Source organism: Microbacterium ulmi (assembly GCF_011759705.1).
Lineage (GTDB): Bacteria > Actinomycetota > Actinomycetes > Actinomycetales > Microbacteriaceae > Microbacterium > Microbacterium ulmi.
This window is the reverse complement of the sequence record NZ_JAAOZF010000001.1, coordinates 1,289,470-1,307,682: the sequence shown is the minus strand read 5'-3', so window position 1 is coordinate 1,307,682 and position 18,213 is coordinate 1,289,470. Positions and strand designations below refer to the sequence as shown.

Genomic DNA, 18,213 nt, shown 5'->3' with positions numbered 1-18,213 from the left:
GTCCCGCGCCGTCGAGGGATCAGCGCAGCAGGAGGTTCGGCTGCAGCAGGTAGCGGAACGACTCGCCCGCCTTGTCGACGGATGTCTGCGGCGTGATGAGCACGGGGCTCAGCTTGTTCGCGTTCTCGCTCGAGGTGAACGTGATGCGCACGAACTCGCTGCGGACCGCCGCGAGCGACTCGAGCAGGTACTGCGGGTTCAGGCCGAGCGTCACGTCCTCGCCGACGAGCGTCGCATCGACGGACTCGGACGCGCGGGCCTGCTCCGTGCCCGATGCGTCCATCGAGACGCCGTCGGCCGTGAACGTGAAGCGCAGCGGGGCGGAACGGTCGAGCACGAGCGAGACGCGGCGGACGGCCTCGGTGAGCTCTGCCGTGTTGGCGACCGCGTGGTGCTCGGTCACATCGGGGAAGAGCCGGCGGACGGGGGGGAAGTTGCCCTTGATGAGCAGGGACGTCACGGTCTTGTTGCCCGCGGTGAACGCGATGATCTCTCGGTCGCCCGAGCCGGAGAACGCGATCGAGATGTCGCCGCCGTGCGCGAACGTCTTTCCGACCTCGGTGAGGGTGCGCGCGGGAACGAGCGCGGTCGTCGCCTCGTCGGAGGCGGTCGCGCCGCCGTCCCACGGGATGTCGCGCAGCGCGACGCGGTAGCGGTCTGTCGCGACGAGGCTCAGCTGGGTTCCGCTGACCTCGAGCTGGACGCCCGTCAGGACGGGGGTCACATCGTCACGGGATGCCGCGAACGCGACCTGCGAGATCGCCGTCGCGAAGTCCTCGGCCGGGACGAGGCCGGAGTCGCCTGTCACCTCGGGGATCGCGGGGTACTCCTGGACGGGCATCGACGCGAGGGTGAAGCGCGCCGAGCCGCACGAGAGCAGGATGCCGCCGTCGTCATCGACCTCGATCTGGATCGGGGCGTTCGGCAGCCGGCTCGCGATCTCGGAGAGAAGTCGCCCGTGGACGAGGATCGTACCCGGCTCATCGACTGTCGCCTCGATCGTGGTGCGGGCGGACGCCTCGTAGTCGAATGCCGAGAGCGAGAGCCCTTCGTCGGATGCCTCGATCAGCACGCCGGCGAGGATGGGCTGAGGGTTGCGCTGCGGCAGGAGTTTGACCACGAACGACACGGCCTCGCTGAACACATCGCGATTGACGTGGAACTTCACGAACGCTCCCTTGAGGTCGGCTGGGCTTACCCATGCTAGTGCCCGGCTCTTCCGATGCTAGTGCTCCGGACCCGTGGCATCCCAGGACCCGTTCGCATCGCCGAGGTGATCGGATCGGCCCTCATCAGAAGCTTTCTTAGTCATGGTGTTAACGCCTGTGGAAACTGTGGATAAGTCGGTGGAGACGTGTCGAGACATGGGAACTACATCCGTGTGAGTTGTGGAGCGCCTGCGGATGGATCTCGTCGAGACGAGTCGAGCGATCCGCGGAAATCCGCATCCATCCACAGCCGACCGCCGTGTCGTTCACACCGTTTCCGCAGCGGACGCGGGTTATCCACAAGTTATCCACACTGTGAAGAACCGAAATGATGGCCCTGTCTCGCAGACGTGTCAAGCACTTTCTGCGGCATATGACAGACGACGCGTCATGATGCGCGCGGCATCTCGACCGGGCGACCGGGAATCGAGGTCAGCGCGCGCTGCGGCCGAGCTGGGACGTGATCTCGGAGACCTGGTTGTAGATCGACCGGCGCTCCTTCATGAGGTCGCTGATCTTCTTGTAGGCGTACATCACGGTCGTGTGATCGCGGTTGCCGAACAGCTGCCCGATCTTGGGCAGCGAGAGGCTCGTGCGCTCGCGGCACAGGTACATCGCGATCTGTCGAGCCGTCGCGACGGCCTGCGATCGGCTCGATCCGTAGAGATCGTCGACCGACAGCTTGAAGTACTGCGCCGTCGCGGTGATGATGTCGGTCGGCGAGATGACGTTGGCGTCGTCCTGGTCGACGATGTCGCGCAGCACCGTCTGGGCGAGCGACATGTCGAGCGTCGAGCGATTGAGGCTCGCGAACGCCGACACGCGGATGAGCGCACCCTCGAGCTCGCGGATGTTCGACGAGACGACCGTGGCGATGTACTCGAGCACCTCGTCGGGGATGTGCAGCCGCTCTGATTGGGCCTTCTTGCGGAGGATCGCGATGCGGGTCTCGAGGTCGGGCGCCTGAACGTCGGTGATGAGGCCCCATTCGAACCGGCTGCGCATGCGGTCCTCGAAGCCCGTCAGGTGCTTCGGGGGCACATCGCTCGTGATGACGACCTGCTTGTCGTGATCGTGGAGCGTGTTGAAGGTGTGGAAGAACGCCTCCTGGGTCTCGGCGCGACCCTGCAGGAACTGGATGTCGTCGATGAGGAGGATGTCGACGTCGCGGTAGCGCGCCTGGAAGGCGGAACCGCGGTTGTTGGCGATCGAGTTGATGAAGTCGTTCGTGAACTCTTCGCTCGAGACGTACCGCACGCGGATGCCGGGGTACATGGTCATGGCGTAGTCGCCGATCGCATGGAGCAGATGCGTCTTGCCCAGACCCGAGTCGCCGTAGATGAAGAGCGGGTTGTAGGCCTTGGCGGGGGCCTCGGCGACGGCGAACGCAGCCGCGTGCGCGAACCTGTTCGACTGGCCGATGACGAAGTTGTCGAACGTGTACTTCGGGTTGAGCCGTGTGTCGCTTCGGGTGGCGGCGGTGTCCGCCTGCTCGGCGAGGGGAGGACGGCCGACGGATGCCGTCGCCGGCGTGATCGGCGCGGTCGCGGGCGTCTGGACGGGGATCGGCGCCGTCAGGTGCACGTCGGCGAGATCCGGGTTGACGACGACGCGGAAGTTGGCGACATGCCCGTCGTTCGCGACGCGGGCGATCGCCTCCATGATCGGTGCGCGCATGCGCTTGTTGATCTGGGCTGCCGTGAGGTCGTTCGGCACGTCGAGATAGAGCGTGCCGCCCATGATGCCCTGCGGCTCGGCGAGGTTGAGAAAGCCCTGCAGCTGCGGGGTGATGCGGTCGTCGGTGATGAGCTCGTGCAGCACGACCGACCAGATCGGAACGTCTGGGATCTCGCGCTGTGACATGGCCCCCCCGGGTGTGAATGATGCTCCTCAGGCCGAGCGAAGCCTCGCGTCGACCTGTGGATAACTGCCGGAGCCACGCTAGCCACGAGGCGCCGCGGGGGCAAACTCCACTGTAGATCCGGGCCGCGTGTCACTGCCAGCGTCGCCGGCGGCATTGTGGATAATGACGCCGCGAGGCCTCAGTTTGAGTTCTCGGGCGTCTCGACGTAGCCTTAATCGGTTGACTTATGCCTTCAGGCAGTCCCCTTGTACCCCTTGTGTCTCCGGTAAGAGCATTCCGGTGACCTGCCGATCCGGAGTGATCTCATGAGCAAGCGCACGTTCCAGCCCAACAACCGCCGCCGCGCCAAGAAGCACGGCTTCCGCGCCCGCATGCACACGCGCGCCGGTCGCGCCATCCTCTCGGCGCGCCGCGCCAAGGGGCGCACCGAGCTCTCGGCCTGACCCGAGCGGTGCTTGCGAGGCCGAACCGACTCACCCGCGGAGCGGAGTACAAGGCCGTCGTCCGTCGGGGCCGTCGGTGCGCCGGTGCGCACACGGTGACGTACGTGGTCGCGTCGGACGAGCCGCGGGCGACGCGCTTCGGCTTCATCGTGAGCAAGCAGGTCGGCTCGGCCGTCATGCGCAACACCGTTCGCCGCCGTCTCAAGGCGCTGTGCGCCGAGGCGATGCCCACGGTGCGCCCGGGCTCGGACATCGTGATCCGCGCGCTTCCGACCGCAGCATCCGCCCCTTACGCCGATCTGCGCGACGAGGTCGCGCGCTGCCTCTCCCGGAGAGCGGCGTGAGCTCGGCGACGCTGCCGTCCTCCGCGACGGGCGAAGGCCGGCTCGAGGCATCCGCCCTCCTGCGCTCGGTCCCGCTGCTTCCTCGCAACACGGTCCTCGCTCTCCTGCACGGCTATCGCGCGACGATCTCGCACACCTACGGCGACGTCTGCAAGTACTACCCCTCGTGTTCGGCGTATGCCGTCACCGCCGTCCAGCAGCACGGCGCGCTCAAGGGCGCCGCTCTCGCAGCGGCTCGGCTGGCCCGCTGCCATCCCTGGGCTCAGGGCGGCATCGACGACGTGCGTCCGCACCGCGACTTCCACTTCGACCTCACTCGGCATGGATTCGTCGTGCCCCTGAGAAAGGACTGATCCGTACATGGATCTTCTTCTTGCCAGCACGCCCGCACCGGCCGCAAGCGGCGGCTTCGACCTGTTCGGCACCATCCTGTGGCCGCTCAAGTGGCTCGTCGAGATGGTGCTGGTGTTCTGGCACTGGCTGTTCACGGCGATCGGCATGGGACCGGCCGAGGGGATCACCTGGGTGCTCTCGATCGTCGGTCTCGTCGTCGTCGTGCGCGCAGCGCTCATCCCCCTCTTCGTGCGGCAGATCAAGAGCCAGCGCAAGATGATGGAAATAGCCCCTGAACTGCGGAAAATCCAGGACAAGTACAAGGGCAAGCGCGACCAGCTCTCTCGCGAGGCGATGAGCCGCGAGACGATGGGGCTGTACAAGAAGCACGGGACGACCCCGGTCTCGAGCTGTCTCCCGCTGCTCGTGCAGATGCCGATCTTCTTCGCCCTGTTCAACGTGCTCAACGGCGTTCAGACGATCAAGACGGATCCGAACCACGCCGGAGTGGGCCTGCTCAACAACGAGCTCATGACGGAGTTCTACAACGCGAAGCTCTTCGGCGTCGCATCGCTCCACGACACACTCGTCGGCGCGTGGCAGGCGCAGGCGCCGGGCTGGCAGGTCACGGTCACGATCCTCGTCGTTCTGGTCGTCCTCATGATCGGGTCGCAGTTCTTCACGCAGCTTCAGATCATCTCGAAGAACCTCTCCCCCGAGGCCAAGACCGGCCAGGCCTACCAGATGCAGCGCATCATGCTCTACATCCTGCCGCTCGGCTTCATCTTCTCGGGCGTCTTCTTCCCGCTGGGCGTCGTCGTCTACTGGTTCGTCTCGAACCTGTGGACGATGGGTCAGCAGTTCCTCGTCATCCGCGAGATGCCGACTCCGGGATCGGATGCCGCGAAGGCCCGCGAGGAGCGCTTGGCGCGCAAGGGCAAGGCGATCGACTCGTCGGGCAAGGTCGTTCCGATGGAGAAGTACGTCGCCGAGCAGCAGCGTCTGTACGAAGAGGCAGAGAAGGCGAAGGCCGTCGCGCCCAAGCGTCAGCAGCCCGTCGGCAAGCAGCGCGCCAAGAAGCAGGCGCAGCGCGGCCCGCAGGGCAGCGCGTCCGCGAAGCCCGGTGCGTCCGCCGAGAAGAAGCCGGATGCCGAGCCCGGCGCCGCGACCTCCTGAACCTGGAGCTGAAGACACCATGACGATGACCCCGGAATCCACGCACGACACCGCGTCGCCCGAGAGGGCACTGCCCACCGTGGAGCAGCTCGAACAGGAAGGCGACGTCGCGGCGGACTATCTCGAAGAGCTCCTCGACATCGCCGACATCGACGGCGACCTCGCGCTCGACGTGAAGGCGGGTCGCGCGTACGTGTCGGTCGAGGCGCCCGAGGGCGGCTCCGTTGCACTGCTCGCGGATCCTGCGACCGTCCAGGCTCTCCAGGAGCTGACGCGTCTAGCCGTGCAGAACCGCACGGGACGCTTCTCACGGCTCATCCTCGACATCGGCGGCTCGCGCGACACGCGTCAGCAGGAGCTGGCTCGACTCGTCGACCGCGCCGTCGCCCGTCTCGAGGATGGTGCGACGCAGGCGTCGCTACCCCCGATGTCGAGCTACGAGCGCAAGGTCGTGCACGACATCGTCTCCGAGCGCGGCTTCGTCTCGGAGTCGTACGGCGAGGGCGCCGATCGGCACACCGTCATCCGTCGCGGCTGAGCCGTACCCGGACGTCATGTCGATGAGCGAGCGGGTCCAGGTCGAGTCCGAGCCCCCGGCAGCGGTCGAGATCTTCGGCGACCGCATCGACCTGGCGCGCCGGTTCACCGCTGCACTGGGCGAGCACGGCGAAGAGCGGGGCCTGATCGGACCGCTCGAGCCGCCGCGGCTGTGGACTCGGCACGTGCTGAACAGCGCCGTCATCGCTCCCCTGTTCTCCGGTCGCGTGGGCGACATCGGTTCTGGAGCCGGCCTGCCGGGCCTTGTGCTCGCGATCGCGCGCCCCGACGTCGAGTGGATCCTGATCGAGCCGATGGAGCGCCGCGTCGCGTGGCTCTCGGAGCAGGCGGCGTCGCTCGGCCTCGACAACGTGGAGGTGCTGCGGTCTCGCGCGGAGGACTGGAAGCGCGGTCCATCGCTGGATGCCGTGACCGCGCGCGCGGTGAGTGCACTGCGCACGCTCGTCCCATTGGCTGCTCCCCTCGTCCGCGACGGCGGCGAGCTGATCCTGCTCAAGGGCGCTGGCGCCGCCGCGGAGATCGATGCGGCGGCCAAGCAGCTCACGAAGCACCGCCTGACGGCTGCGCGGGTCGAGATCGTCGGCGAAGGTCTGCTCACGGAGCCCACGCGCGTCGTCCGGGCGACGGTGCGCGCGTAGCGGGACGGCGCTGAGCGGCTGCGCGGCTGTGATGTTTCACGTGAAACGTTGGGCGAGTCTTGGCCCCTAGGCGCCCGACGGGAGATGCGCCGATGAGCCGGGCTCAGGCGACTCGGTGGACGAGTGGAGAGCGGCAGGCGCCCGGCGCGGGCGAGAGGCGGACGCGTTGTGCCGAGTCGGTCGGCGGAGCGAGCCGGCCCCATCGAGGCCCGGAGTGACACGACGGGTGTCTCACGCAAGGTAATGCGCCTGACCCGGACGAGGATCACGGCCGCACGTACGCCTTCGGACCCTCCGCGCGGCTGATGCTGCGACGAGGTACCGTGCCGCTGTCCCGTCCACGTGTGCATGTGCGGGCCATGTCGTCGGAATAGCGGCGATGTTTCACGTGAAACAGTGCGTACGAGCCGTAGCCGTCACGACGCCGTCCGCTGACCCGACGACTCCACCTTCCCCGGCAGGTGGTGATTCTCTGGGGTGTACGACCGCGCCACCCAGGCCTCACGTCCCCACCCTCGTTCGAGGCGCGGGATGCGCTGCACGCTGCTCTCTCGGTCTGACCGCTGAGTGGGCGGTCGCGCACACAGCAACCGGGCGCCGTGCGCGTGGTCGTGCCGGCCGGTCGCTGCGACCAGGGCAGCCCTCGCGGGGACCCAATGCGCCGTCTGTTCGCCCGCCTGATCCTCGAGGATCAGACGGCATGCGGCGCGGGCCATCTGCAGTCGTGTGCTGAGGATCCACCGGCCTTGTGAGGCAGTGTCTCCAACACGGTGCGGCGAGACGTGGAGTGCGCTGCGCCTCATCGAGGCGGGCACGCACGGAGCCGATGTCGAGTTGACCCCCAGCTCGACGTTTCACGTGAAACATCGAGCCCGAGCGTTGGGCGGCCGACGAGGCAGACGCAGATTGCCACCGACAGGCGGACGTGTGTGATGTGTGACCGGCGTGGCAGAAGGCGGACCACACGACGGGCAGTCGCACCTTCGGGCTGGTGGACGCGTGCGCGACGTGCCCCGGAGGTGACGGAGCAGAGGCGCGAAGAGCGCTCGCGAAGCGCCCCACGATAGGCGCCGCCTCCCTGGCCGCGGCGCCGTCGTCGGCGACGAGCGTCCACATCCTTGGGATTCGTAGACGCTCCAGTCGAAGAAGGATTGGCGCGCTGGCCGCACTGTGGGTAGCTATCCCTCGGCTACGGCGCGGCGCGGCGGTGTGCGAGTCGTAGAGCATGAGATCGCATCAGGCTCTTCTTCTGAGGGGAACATTTCGATGTTTCACGTGAAATGCGACCTCGTGCGCCGCGACACTGCGGAACGAGAGGCGTGACCTCCGGCTTCCGGTTGACGGCGTGTGGCGTGAGCCTCACACCGGTAGATCTCTCTCGGCTGTGAGGGAGCGGCTGCGTCGCTCGTGGTAGGCCATCAAGCCGTGCGAGACCCTCCATCTCAGGCTCAGATACCTTGATGTTTCACGTGAAACGACCTCGTGGCCCGCGGCATTGCGGAGCAAGGGCGTGGCCTCCGGGCTTTCGCGCAGTGAAGCCAGCGCCTTGCGATCGACTTCGCTGTCGAGGTGTGAGGCCATGACCGTTGCTCCCGAGTGTGCCCTACGGCCGCGCTCGTCCGAATGATCGAGCGCTGGGATTCGCGCGCTGGTACACGTCGGTACGGCGGGGCGAGAGGCGCGGCGTCCGGAACCCCGTGCATTGAGGGCAGCGCCCTGCGATCGGCTTCGCTGTCGAGAGGGCGAAGCCATCACCGTTGCTCCCGAGTGCGCACGGCGGGCGGACTCGCCTCGTCCGGATGACGGAGTGTATGTGAGCCGAACTCTGGTACAGGTCTCGCGGCGGCGCCGGCGCGGCAGCGCGAGTCGTAGGACATGAGGCCCTGCGTGGCTCTCCCTCTCGGGCCCCAGACGTCTTGATGTTTCACGTGAAACGCGACCTCGTGCGCCGCGACACCGCGGAGCGAGAGGCGCGACGTCCGGAACCCCGTGCATTGAGGGCAGCGCCCTGCGATCGACTTCGCTGTGGAGAGTGCGAGGTCATCACCATCACTTCCGAGTGCGCACAGCGACCGGACGCGCCTCGTCCGGACGACACGATGCGGTGTGGCTTCGCGGGAGCAAGTCGGGGCACCGAGGCCGTCGAGTCCGGCGAGCTGGGGCAGCGAGTCTGCGAGCGACGGTCCATTGGGTCGGCCGTCCCGATGTTTCACGTGAAACACGAAGGGCGAACGGCGCCGACATGGGAGAGGGGACTGATGTCCGGGCGGCGCATGGGGCGTGCGGAACGCCCCACCACCTGCTTCGCCGCTGAAGGTGGAGGCGATCACGGGCGTTCGCGAGTCCGCACTGCGTGCGGGCGACCGTCGTTTTGAAGATGGAGGGACTGGTGGGCCGCCCCCGGAGTCGCCTCGCTCGGTTCAGACGCGCCGCCTCACCAAACGGGTCGACACGGCGGCGCCGGAGTCATGGGTCGCGAGGACCCGCGAAGACCATCTGACGCTGACGATCCTGATGTTTCACGTGAAACGTGAGTGTCGTTCGGGATGAGGCGCAATGATGCTGTCCTTCGGCGCCGTGCGGCCACACCCACCGGATCGTGAATGACAGAGGACGGAAAGTAGCCCCGGCCGATCGATGTTTCACGTGAAACAGTGGAGAGCCCCCGCGCGTCGATCACGCAGACGGGGGCACGTCGACTGCACCAGCGTGGCCCAGCCACGAGTGCGTGCCTCCGCGCGCGGCGCGTCGATGCGTGCGGAGGTTCGACGCACCACTGAGCGACGTGTGCACCGACCCCGCAGTCGGTCCGTTCTCGCCGCTCCCCGGCCTCAGGGTGGTCAGTTCCACCAGACAAGGCAGCGTCGGTGCACGATCTTCATCGCGACATGGCGGGCGAAGGGGTGAATCGACGCCTCCGGCGAAGTGTCGTGCGCACATGTGACCCGACGTGTGGACCCGCGAGCCATGCATCTGATCGTCAAGGAGCATCAGGCCGACCGGCGGGGCGCTGGCTGCGCGAAGCCGACGTGACCTGAGTCCCATCGGGGTCTCCGACGACGTGATGTGTGTACACGTGAGCCGACATCCGGACTCGCGAGCCATGTGCCCGACCGTCGACGAGCACCGGCGGAGCGGCGGGGCACCGATTTCACGAATTCGAGATCGATCGCAACCAGATCGTGGGTCTGGCGCTACGGCCACGATCCTGCGCCGACTCAGGCCGATCCACTCACACAGGCCATCCGGCGCTCGCTCGACGCGATGGGATGCTGCGCTCGCACCGTTCGGGCAGGAGAACGCACAGCCCCTCGGCCTGGAAGAACCAGACACCAGTCCGCGCACCGCACCAGGCGCCGCATCCCTGACGACGTCCAGCGCCGACGCGCGCCATGCGGATGTTTCACGTGAAACCGGGCCTCGCAGGGCCGCGGGGGAGTGCGAGCGGAACGGCCTTGCGAGGCGGTCTGTGGGTGGGGCGCGGCTAGAGTGGAAGGACCCGCGAAACACGACGGAAGGAACGTTTCACGTGAAACATCCCGAGGAGTCCACGGCCTCGGCATCCTTCTCCTTCGATGACAGCCCGATCGCGCGCGAGCTCGCGGACCTGTCCGCGCGTCGACGCGTGCTCGACGCCGTCGACTTCACTTTCGCCGGCCAGACGCGGGTGCTCACCGTGTCGAATCAGAAGGGCGGAGTCGGAAAGACGACGACGACGGTGAACATCGCGGCATCCCTCGCCTCACTCGGCGCCCGCGTGCTCGTGATCGATCTCGACCCGCAGGGCAACGCCTCGACGGCCCTCGGTGTGCCCCACACCGCCGACATCCCGAGCGTCTACGACGTGCTGATCGACGACTTCCCTCTCGCCGAGATCATCCAGACGAGCCCGGAATCGCCGAACCTGTTCTGCGCCCCGAGCACGATCCACCTCGCCGGCGCGGAGATCGAGCTCGTGTCGCAGGTCGCCCGCGAACACCGTCTGCGCACGGCGCTCGACGAGTACCTCGGAACGCTCGAGAGTCCCCTCGACTTCGTCCTCATCGACTGCCCCCCGTCGCTCGGCCTGCTCACGATCAACGCGTTCACAGCGGCGCACGAACTGCTCATCCCCATCCAGTGCGAGTACTACGCCCTCGAAGGGCTCAGCCAGCTCCTCGGCACCGTCCGCATGATCCAGAAGCACCTCAACCCGACGCTGAGCCTCTCGACCATCCTTCTCACGATGTACGACGGCCGCACTCGCCTCGCACAGCAGGTGGCCGACGAGGTTCGACAGCACTTCCCCGCCGAAGTGCTCGACACGCTGATACCCCGTTCCGTGCGCGTATCGGAGGCCCCCAGCTTCGGGCAGACCGTCATCGCGTACGACGGACAGTCTGCTGGTGCCGTCGCCTACCGTGAGGCGGCGGTGGAGATCGTCCGGCGCGGCGAGCTCGCGGAGGGGCCAGGCAAGGGCACGGCGCCGAATCAGAGCAGCCTCGGCAGGACGAGCCTCGACAGGGTCCGCGAGGGCGTCGACAGCTCAGATGGCACGTCACAGCATGCATCACACGCGGAGCCCGAATCGGTTCCCGCACACAACGAAGGGGTCTCCTGATGGCCAAGCGAACCGGTCTGGGGCGTGGCATCGGCGCACTCATCCCCACGAACGAGACCACCGCCGAGTCGCGTCCCGTCGACGTGTTCTTCCCCGGCGCACCGGCGCCGGTGCGGGAGCGCGCCGAGGCCGACGTCGCGCCCGCGCGCGGCGCGACGACCGCAGTCGCCGAGGCGGTCACCGGAGTCGAGACCGACGTCGCCGCCGACGAGTCGGCGCCCGTCGAGCTCGTGGCCGTTCCCGGCGCACGGCTCGCTCACGTCGACCCGCACAAGATCGTTCCGAACCCTCGGCAGCCCCGCACGGTGTTCGACCCCGACGACCTCGCCGAGCTGGTCCACAGCGTCCGCGAGTTCGGGGTGCTGCAGCCCGTCGTGGTCCGCGACACGGGGGACGGCACGTACGAGCTCATCATGGGCGAGCGACGCACTCGCGCCGCGCGCGAGGCCGGCCTCGACTCGATCCCCGCGGTGATCCGCGACACAGCCGACGAGCACCTTCTGCGCGACGCCCTGCTCGAGAACCTGCACCGATCCGAGCTGAACCCGCTCGAAGAGGCGTCGGCCTACCAGCAGCTGCTCGAGGACTTCGGCATCACGCAGGAGGAGCTGGCGACCCGCATCGGCCGCTCGCGCCCGCAGATCAGCAACACGATCCGCCTCCTCAAGCTGCCGGTGCCCGTACAGCAGCGCGTCGCCGCCGGCGTGCTCACGGCGGGTCACGCGCGAGCGATCCTCTCGCTCGAGACGCCCGAGGCCATGCAGCGCCTTGCCGACAAGATCGTGAACGAAGACCTCTCCGTCCGCGCGGCGGAGGCGGCCTCGAAGGCGCCGGATGCCGGAGCCCGCCCGAGCGTCAAGCCCCAGGCTGGTGCGCGCCGCGCCTATCTGGACGAGGTCGCCGAGCGGCTCGGCGACCGTCTCAACACCCGCGTGCGTGTCTCGCTCGGGGCTAGAAAAGGCCAGATCACGGTTGATTTTGCGACCATCCAGGATCTCAATCGGATTCTGGAGGAACTGGGCGAGTCCAGCTTCGGCGCCCGCTGACTCGCGTCGTCCGCGCACGGCACACCTGTGCCGCCGACCGAGCCCGATCGTTCGCGGCCAGCGTGACGCACTCGCTGCGTCCGACGCCCGTCGTAGGCTGGAAGGGTGCCGCAGAACGATGAGACGACCCGCCGCAGGGCGAGCCTCGAACTGCTGCGCGCCGAGGCGAGTGACGAGCTGTCCGCCGTGATCGCCGAGCGGTTGAGGGCGGGCGAAGACCCATGGGACTTCATGGAAGACCTGCCCACGGTCGACGAGCTCGTCGTCCTCATCCTCCGTGCCGAGAACATCGCGGCCAACGGCGGTGCGCGGCCCAATCGGGCGCGGCACTACCGGGTGCTGCGGCAGATCGCCCTCGACTACCCGCCGCTGACCCGCGCCGTGTGGCGCCTGCTCGGCGAGACGGAGAGCCATCGCCCGTGGGATGCCGTCGTGCAGGCCGAGTCCCGGTAGCGCGCACCCGACGATCGCGGCGATCCGCTCGGCCCGCGACCGCCTCCCACCGCCGTGCGCGGACCAGCGGAAAGATGCCGCGAACGGAATGAAAGAGAAAGCCCCGGTCGCTCGGTGAAACCAAGCGGCCGGGGCGACTCGCGCCGGGCCGTGGATCAGGCCAGGTACGCAGCCAGGTCGTTCTCGAGCGCGAACTTCGGCTTGGCGCCGATGATCGTGGTCTCGACCTCACCCTTGTTGAACACCTTCATCGCGGGGATCGAGGTGATCTGGTACTTCATCGCGAGATCCGGGTTCTCGTCGACGTTGAGCTTGAGAACCGTGATCTTGTCGGGGTTCTCCGACTGGATCTGGTCGAGGACGGGGGCCACCATGCGACACGGTCCGCACCATGCGGCCCAGAAGTCGACGAGGACGGGGCCGTCGGCCTTCAGAACGTCCTCATCCCACGTGCTCGAGCTCGTAGCCTTCGCAGTCATTCGTTGCATCTCCTTCGTCGGGAAGTCTTCAGTGCATCACAACACCCGCGCCGCCGGGATTGTTCCGCGGGAACGCGGCGTGCGCCCTCAGGCGGCGTCGGCCGCCGTCAGGTCGTCGATCTGCGCGGCGTCCACCTCAGGGGCGCCGGCCTCGCCGAGCGCCGCCAGGTAGTGCTCGACATCCAGCGCCGCGACGGTGCCGCTGCCGGCCGCGGTCACGGCCTGACGATACGTCGGGTCGATGACGTCGCCCGCTGCGAACACACCGGGCACCGAGGTGCGCGACGAACGACCGTCGACCCACACCGTCCCCTCGGGGGTGAGGTCGAGCTTGCCGTGCACGAGGTGGGTGCGGGGGTCGTTGCCGATCGCGACGAAGACGCCCTCGAGCGCGAGCTCGCGACGCGAGCCGTCGACGGTGTCTTCCAGCACGACGCCGGTCACGGCATCCTCTCCCAGGATGTCGACGACCTCGCTGTTCCACACGAACTCGATCTTGTCGTTCTTGAACGCGCGCTCCTGCATGATCTTGGAGGCGCGCAGCTCACCGCGGCGGTGGATGATGTAGACCTTCGACGCGAACTTCGTGAGGAACGTCGCCTCCTCCATCGCGGAGTCGCCGCCGCCCACGACGGCGATGACGCGCTCGCGGAAGAAGAACCCGTCGCACGTCGCGCAGTACGACACGCCGTGACCGGAGAGCCGCTGCTCGCCGGCGATGCCGATCTTGCGAGGAGCGGAGCCGGTCGCGAACACGAGCGAGTCGGCCTCGTGGACGGCTCCGCTGCCGAGTCTCACTCGCTTGACCGCGCCATCGATGTCGAGCTCGACGGCGTCGTCGTAGAGCACCTCGGCGCCGAAGCGCTCGGCCTGCTCCTGCATCTTCGCCATGAGCTCAGGGCCCATGATGCCCTCGGGGAACCCGGGGAAGTTCTCGACCTCCGTCGTGTTCATGAGCTCTCCGCCCACCTCGACCGAGCTCGCGACGACGAGAGGGGACAGGTTCGCGCGCGCCGCATAGACGGCCGCCGTGAAGCCCGCCGGGCCCGATCCGATGATGATCACCTGACGCACGTGCGCCCCCTTCGTGTGGTTCCGGGTAACTCAACCAATGGTAGCCGCGCCGCATTCCGGACCCGCTGGGAACCACCCGGATGACGAAGACGGATGCCGCCGCCCGCCTGGAGCCCCGGCTCAGCGCGTGGGCAGGAACCGGCGCAGCAGCGTCCCCACGGGCGCGAGCTCGGGCGTTCGCAGGAGGGCGAGCAGGGCGAAGTAGACGACAGCGGTGACACCGCCGATCACGACGGTGCCGAGCGCGCCCAGGACGACGCTCGACGCGGTCCATCCGTCGACGCCGCCCAGCAGCTCGAACGTGAGCCAGCCCGCGGCCCCCGCCGGGATGGCGGCGGCGACGAACCGGGCGAGGGACAGCATCCACACCCGCACGCGAAGCGCGCCGACCTTCCGCCGCAGCAGGATCGTGGCGAGGATCACCTGCACGAGGATCGACACCGACTGGCCGAGGGCGACGCCTGCGGCGCGGATCTCGGGAGGCAGGGCGAGCGCGGCCGCGGCCAGGCCCGCGGCGATCGCCGCCTGCACGAGCGTGAAGAAGAAGGGCGTGCGGGTGTCGTTGTACGCGTAGAACGTGCGCTGCACCGTGAACAGGATGCCGATCGGGACGAGTCCGACGAGGTAGGCCCCGAGGACGAGCGCGGCATCCACGGCCTGATCCGACGACGTCGTGAACACGCGCGACACGGGAACGGCGGCCGCCGCGAGCGCCGCCGTCGACAGGACGATGAGCAGAGCCGTGACGCGAACGCTCGTGCTGATGTCTCTGGGCACCTCCGCATGGCGCCCCGCCGACACGTGCTCGCTGAGCTGCGTGAAGTACGGGGTCCCGATCGACAGCGCGATGATCGAGTAGGGGAGGATGAAGATGAGCCCCGCGTTCCCCGCGATCGTCTGCCCGGGCTCATGGACGGCGGACGCCGTGGCGAAGACGTTGGTCTGCACGATCGCGGCGAGCTGGCCCACGAGCACCATGAGGAACGTCCAGCCCGCAAGCCTGCCGATGAGGCCGAGCCCCATGCCGCGCCAGCGGAAGTCCGCGTGCAGCGCGAGGCGCGTGCGCCGCCAGAACAGCAGGAGGACGACCGCCTGCAGCACGATGCCGAGCGTCGCGCTCGCGCCGATGAGGGTCGTCATCGCGGGGGTCATGGAGGCGACGGGCTTCTGGCCGCCGCCGAACAGCACGATGAAGAGCGTGAAGCCGGCGATCGACACGATGTTGTTGACGATCGGCGCCCATGTGAAGGGGCCGAAGATGCGTCGTGCGTTGAGCGTCTCTCCGACGATGGCATACAGGCCGTAGAAGAAGATCTGAGGCAGGCACCAGTACGCGAACGTCGTCGCCAGCTCGAGCTGTTCGGGGCTGAACCCCTGCGATCCGGGAAGGCCCGAGGCGTAGAGATTGACCAGCAGCGGTGCCGCGACGACCGCGAGCGCCGTCACGGCGAGCAGGATCACGGTGCCGAGCGTGAAGAGCTTCGAGATGAAGGCCTGACCGCCGTCTTGGGCCCGGCTCGCCATGACGATCTGCGGCACGATGACGGCCGTCAGAATGCCCGTCGACACGATCATGTAGATGCTGTTGGGCAGCTGGTTGGCGACGTTGAACGCGTCCGCCGACGCCGCCGCGCCGATCGCCGCGACCAGGACGATCGAACGGAGCAGGCCGGTGACGCGCGAGACGAGCGTGCCCGCCCCGATGAGGACGCTCGCGCGCCCGATCCCGCTCACGAACGCGTCTCCTCGGCGGCGGGCGCGGTGCCGGCCGCAGCGGCGGGGGCCGCGGCATCCGTCGCCGTGTCGTGATCGCCGGTCGCGGCATCCGCGCGCCTCGCACGACCGCGGCGGCGGATCGTGCGGATGACTCCCACGACGAGCAGTCCGCCGACGATGACGCCGAGCGCGATGAGCCCGTAGCGCTCCCAGTCGGCGCGCACCGTGACGTTCGCGACCTGCGACCGGCCGATCGGCTCGTAGGTGGGACTGCGCAGCTGCAGCGTGATGCCGACGTCGCCCGACCCGATCTGGGCCTTCACGGGGATCAGCACGCGCGTGTTCGTGCTCGCGGGCGCCGTGACGGGGATCGAGGGCTGCAGATCGAGGCGCAGATCGTCGGGCGTCGCGTACAGGACGACGTTGACGGCGTAGGGGAGGTCGTTGTGAATCCACACGGGGATGTCGGCGCTCGGGCTGATCTGCTGCACGTCGGGCACGGGCAGGAGCCCGACGCCGTCGATCGTCCTCGCCGTGGCGGCGCGATGCTCGTCGACCGCCGTCGCCCACCGGTCTGCGTCCGCGAGCCAGGAGACGCCCAGCAGCTGCAGCGTCGAGGACCGCTCCGGACCGAGCAGCAGCGAGGGCTCGTCGAGGATCGTCGCGAAACGCGCGAGGCGCGCCTCGTCATCCGAGAACGCGGATGCCGCGGCCGTGCGCGCGGCATCCTGCTCCACGTCGACGAGGTCGACGGCCGAGGCGGGCTCGGTCTCGAACGCCTCGAGCGTGAGGGGGTGGGTCGCCGCCGTGTGCGTCACCGCACTGAGCGCCGCCGTGAGCCCTATGCGGCTGCGATCGGCGTCGCGTCCGAGCGTCACGAGGAGCGGAGCACCGCCGGCGTCGGCGACCGCGAGCGTGAGATGCGCCGTCGCCGCCGTGAGCGGTGCGCCGCGCAGTGCGGGCTCGTCGAGGCTCGATGCGTCCTGCAGCGCCTGCGAGATCGCGGCGTCGTAGACGAGCACCGCGGCGTCGCCCGCCATGCCGCGGGCGGTGACGGTCGCGCCGGACGCGCCCTCTGTCGTCGAGGTGGACGGCACGAGCGTCAGCGAGGTCGTCTCGCCGGACGTGATGGCGCCCAGCGTCGAGACGACGTCCGCAGAGGCGGTGCCGTCGGCAGGCCAGAACACGGCCGGGCGCTCGCCGGCGACGTCGAGCAGCTCGGGAAGCGTCGGGTAGACGGGCGCGCTCGGGTCGGCGGTGGGCGTCGGGGTGGGGGTGGGCGTCGGCGTCTGGGTCGGCGTCGCGGTGGGCGTCGGCTCGGGCGTCGGCGCAGGGGGGATGAAGTCCGCGGGGCTCATCGCATACTGCAGCGAGGTCGGGCCGAGCGGTCGCGGCTGTCCGCTGTCGAGCTGCGGCGCGATGTCGGAGTCGCCGAACTGCAGCGTGAAGCGCGAGTTGGTCAGCGCGTCGAGGCGTTCGAGCCACGCACTGGCCGACGCGGGGGCGGACGTGCCGAGCACGCGGATCGCGGCGAGGACCGCCGGATCGACGGCGAGGATCGCGCTCGTGCCCTCCACGGCGTCGAGCGCGCTGGAGAGGGCGCCGTCGGGTGCCGTGAGAGCTGCGAGCTGGTCGGAGGTGAGCAGTCCCTCGGCGAGGGGACCCGCCGTGATGGGGACGACGATGCCGACGCCCGTCTCGGCGACGGCGTCGTCCGGGACGATCATGGCGCTCGTCGAGACGAGCGTGCCCTCGGGGCCGTCGAAGCTCGCGGCGAGGGGATAGACGCCGGGCCCGCGCCCGCCGAGCACGGGGTCGGCGGCCACGATGATCGCAGCCGTGTCCTCCGCGCCGGGGGCCACGTCGGTCAGCGTCGTCGCCCCGACCTCCTGAAGCGCGACGTCCGACGTGTCGCCCCCGAGCCATGCGTCCAGAGCCGAGCGGTCGCGCAGCGGCGCCGAGCCCAGCGCGAGCGTCACGGGACCGGCGGGAGTCGCGGCATCCGTCCCGTTCTGGAGCGTGACCGACGCCACGAGCGGCTCGCCCGCATGCACGAGCCCGTTGCCGACGGGAGCGAGCGTGAACCCGACGACGCCCGTCGGGGTCGGCGTGGGCGAAGGGTCCGGGGATGCCGAGCCGAGCGCGGGCGTCGCGAGCAGCGGCACGAGGGCGACGGCCGCGACGATCGCCGCGCCGAGGCGCGCACGGAGGCCGCGGCGCGCTGCGTGGTGCGTGGGGGACACGGTCATGGGTGGGGTTCGCTCCTGTGCGATGTCCGGAC

At 68.8% G+C, this 18,213-nt stretch carries 14 protein-coding genes and 1 pseudogene; 9 read left to right on the top strand and 6 right to left on the bottom strand.

Annotated elements, in window-relative coordinates; translation table 11 throughout:
• Positions 1 to 19: 19 nt before the first annotated feature.
• Positions 20 to 1,168, bottom strand: a complete 1,149-nt coding sequence (dnaN, locus tag FHS08_RS06295; RefSeq protein WP_167036778.1) for a DNA polymerase III subunit beta — start codon at positions 1,166 to 1,168, stop codon at positions 20 to 22.
• Positions 1,169 to 1,640: 472 nt separating this feature from the next.
• Positions 1,641 to 2,948: a chromosomal replication initiator protein DnaA gene (dnaA, locus tag FHS08_RS06290; RefSeq protein WP_424960805.1), complete on the bottom strand. Its 1,308-nt coding sequence runs from the start codon at positions 2,946 to 2,948 to the stop codon at positions 1,641 to 1,643.
• A 429-nt stretch (positions 2,949 to 3,377) separates the two neighbouring features.
• Here dnaA and rpmH point away from each other — a divergent pair, with 429 nt between their 5' ends.
• The 9 genes and pseudogenes from rpmH to FHS08_RS06245 all read left to right on the top strand — a co-directional run bounded on the left by rpmH (position 3,378) and on the right by FHS08_RS06245 (position 12,663).
• The gene (gene rpmH, locus FHS08_RS06285) at positions 3,378 to 3,515 is read left to right on the top strand and encodes a 50S ribosomal protein L34 (protein ID WP_026302947.1); all 138 of its coding nucleotides are present in this window, start codon (positions 3,378 to 3,380) and stop codon (positions 3,513 to 3,515) included.
• Between the two features lie 8 nt (positions 3,516 to 3,523).
• Positions 3,524 to 3,859, top strand: coding sequence for a ribonuclease P protein component (rnpA, locus tag FHS08_RS06280; protein WP_167036772.1), 336 nt, complete (start codon positions 3,524 to 3,526; stop codon positions 3,857 to 3,859).
• Positions 3,856 to 4,212 (top strand): membrane protein insertion efficiency factor YidD, encoded by a 357-nt coding sequence (gene yidD / locus FHS08_RS06275; RefSeq protein ID WP_167036769.1) that lies wholly within the window; start codon positions 3,856 to 3,858, stop codon positions 4,210 to 4,212. The genes rnpA and yidD overlap by 4 nt, the downstream gene beginning before the upstream one ends.
• Before the next feature lie 7 nt (positions 4,213 to 4,219).
• Complete coding sequence (gene yidC, locus FHS08_RS06270; RefSeq protein WP_167036767.1) at positions 4,220 to 5,368, top strand: membrane protein insertase YidC; 1,149 nt, start codon at positions 4,220 to 4,222, stop codon at positions 5,366 to 5,368.
• 25 nt (positions 5,369 to 5,393) lie between these two features.
• On the top strand, positions 5,394 to 5,906 hold the full coding sequence (locus FHS08_RS06265) for a Jag family protein (protein ID WP_167036765.1): 513 nt from the start codon (positions 5,394 to 5,396) through the stop codon (positions 5,904 to 5,906).
• Positions 5,907 to 5,928: 22 nt separating this feature from the next.
• Positions 5,929 to 6,564 carry a 16S rRNA (guanine(527)-N(7))-methyltransferase RsmG gene (gene rsmG, locus FHS08_RS06260; protein ID WP_167039687.1) on the top strand — a complete coding sequence of 212 codons (636 nt, stop codon included), beginning with the start codon at positions 5,929 to 5,931 and terminating at the stop codon, positions 6,562 to 6,564.
• Positions 6,565 to 10,093: 3,529 nt separating this feature from the next.
• A pseudogene (locus FHS08_RS06255) lies at positions 10,094 to 10,996 on the top strand (ParA family protein); the annotation flags it as partial.
• 167 nt (positions 10,997 to 11,163) lie between these two features.
• On the top strand, positions 11,164 to 12,210 hold the full coding sequence (locus tag FHS08_RS06250) for a ParB/RepB/Spo0J family partition protein (protein WP_167036761.1): 1,047 nt from the start codon (positions 11,164 to 11,166) through the stop codon (positions 12,208 to 12,210).
• Positions 12,211 to 12,315: 105 nt separating this feature from the next.
• Positions 12,316 to 12,663 (top strand): tryptophan synthase subunit alpha, encoded by a 348-nt coding sequence (locus FHS08_RS06245; RefSeq protein ID WP_167036759.1) that lies wholly within the window; start codon positions 12,316 to 12,318, stop codon positions 12,661 to 12,663.
• A gap of 155 nt (positions 12,664 to 12,818) precedes the next feature.
• Here the strand turns inward: FHS08_RS06245 and trxA are convergent, their stop codons facing one another.
• From trxA to FHS08_RS06225, 4 genes are all read right to left on the bottom strand, one after another.
• Positions 12,819 to 13,151, bottom strand: a complete 333-nt coding sequence (trxA, locus tag FHS08_RS06240; RefSeq protein WP_279587798.1) for a thioredoxin — start codon at positions 13,149 to 13,151, stop codon at positions 12,819 to 12,821.
• Positions 13,152 to 13,229: 78 nt separating this feature from the next.
• Positions 13,230 to 14,216, bottom strand: coding sequence for a thioredoxin-disulfide reductase (trxB, locus tag FHS08_RS06235; protein WP_167036753.1), 987 nt, complete (start codon positions 14,214 to 14,216; stop codon positions 13,230 to 13,232).
• Between the two features lie 120 nt (positions 14,217 to 14,336).
• Entirely contained in the window at positions 14,337 to 15,950 is a 1,614-nt protein-coding gene (gene murJ, locus FHS08_RS06230; protein ID WP_167036750.1) for a murein biosynthesis integral membrane protein MurJ, read from the bottom strand.
• Positions 15,947 to 18,181, bottom strand: coding sequence for a DUF6049 family protein (locus FHS08_RS06225; RefSeq protein ID WP_243847238.1), 2,235 nt, complete (start codon positions 18,179 to 18,181; stop codon positions 15,947 to 15,949). Before FHS08_RS06225 ends, murJ begins: the two co-directional genes overlap by 4 nt.
• Between the last annotated feature and the right edge of the window lie 32 nt (positions 18,182 to 18,213).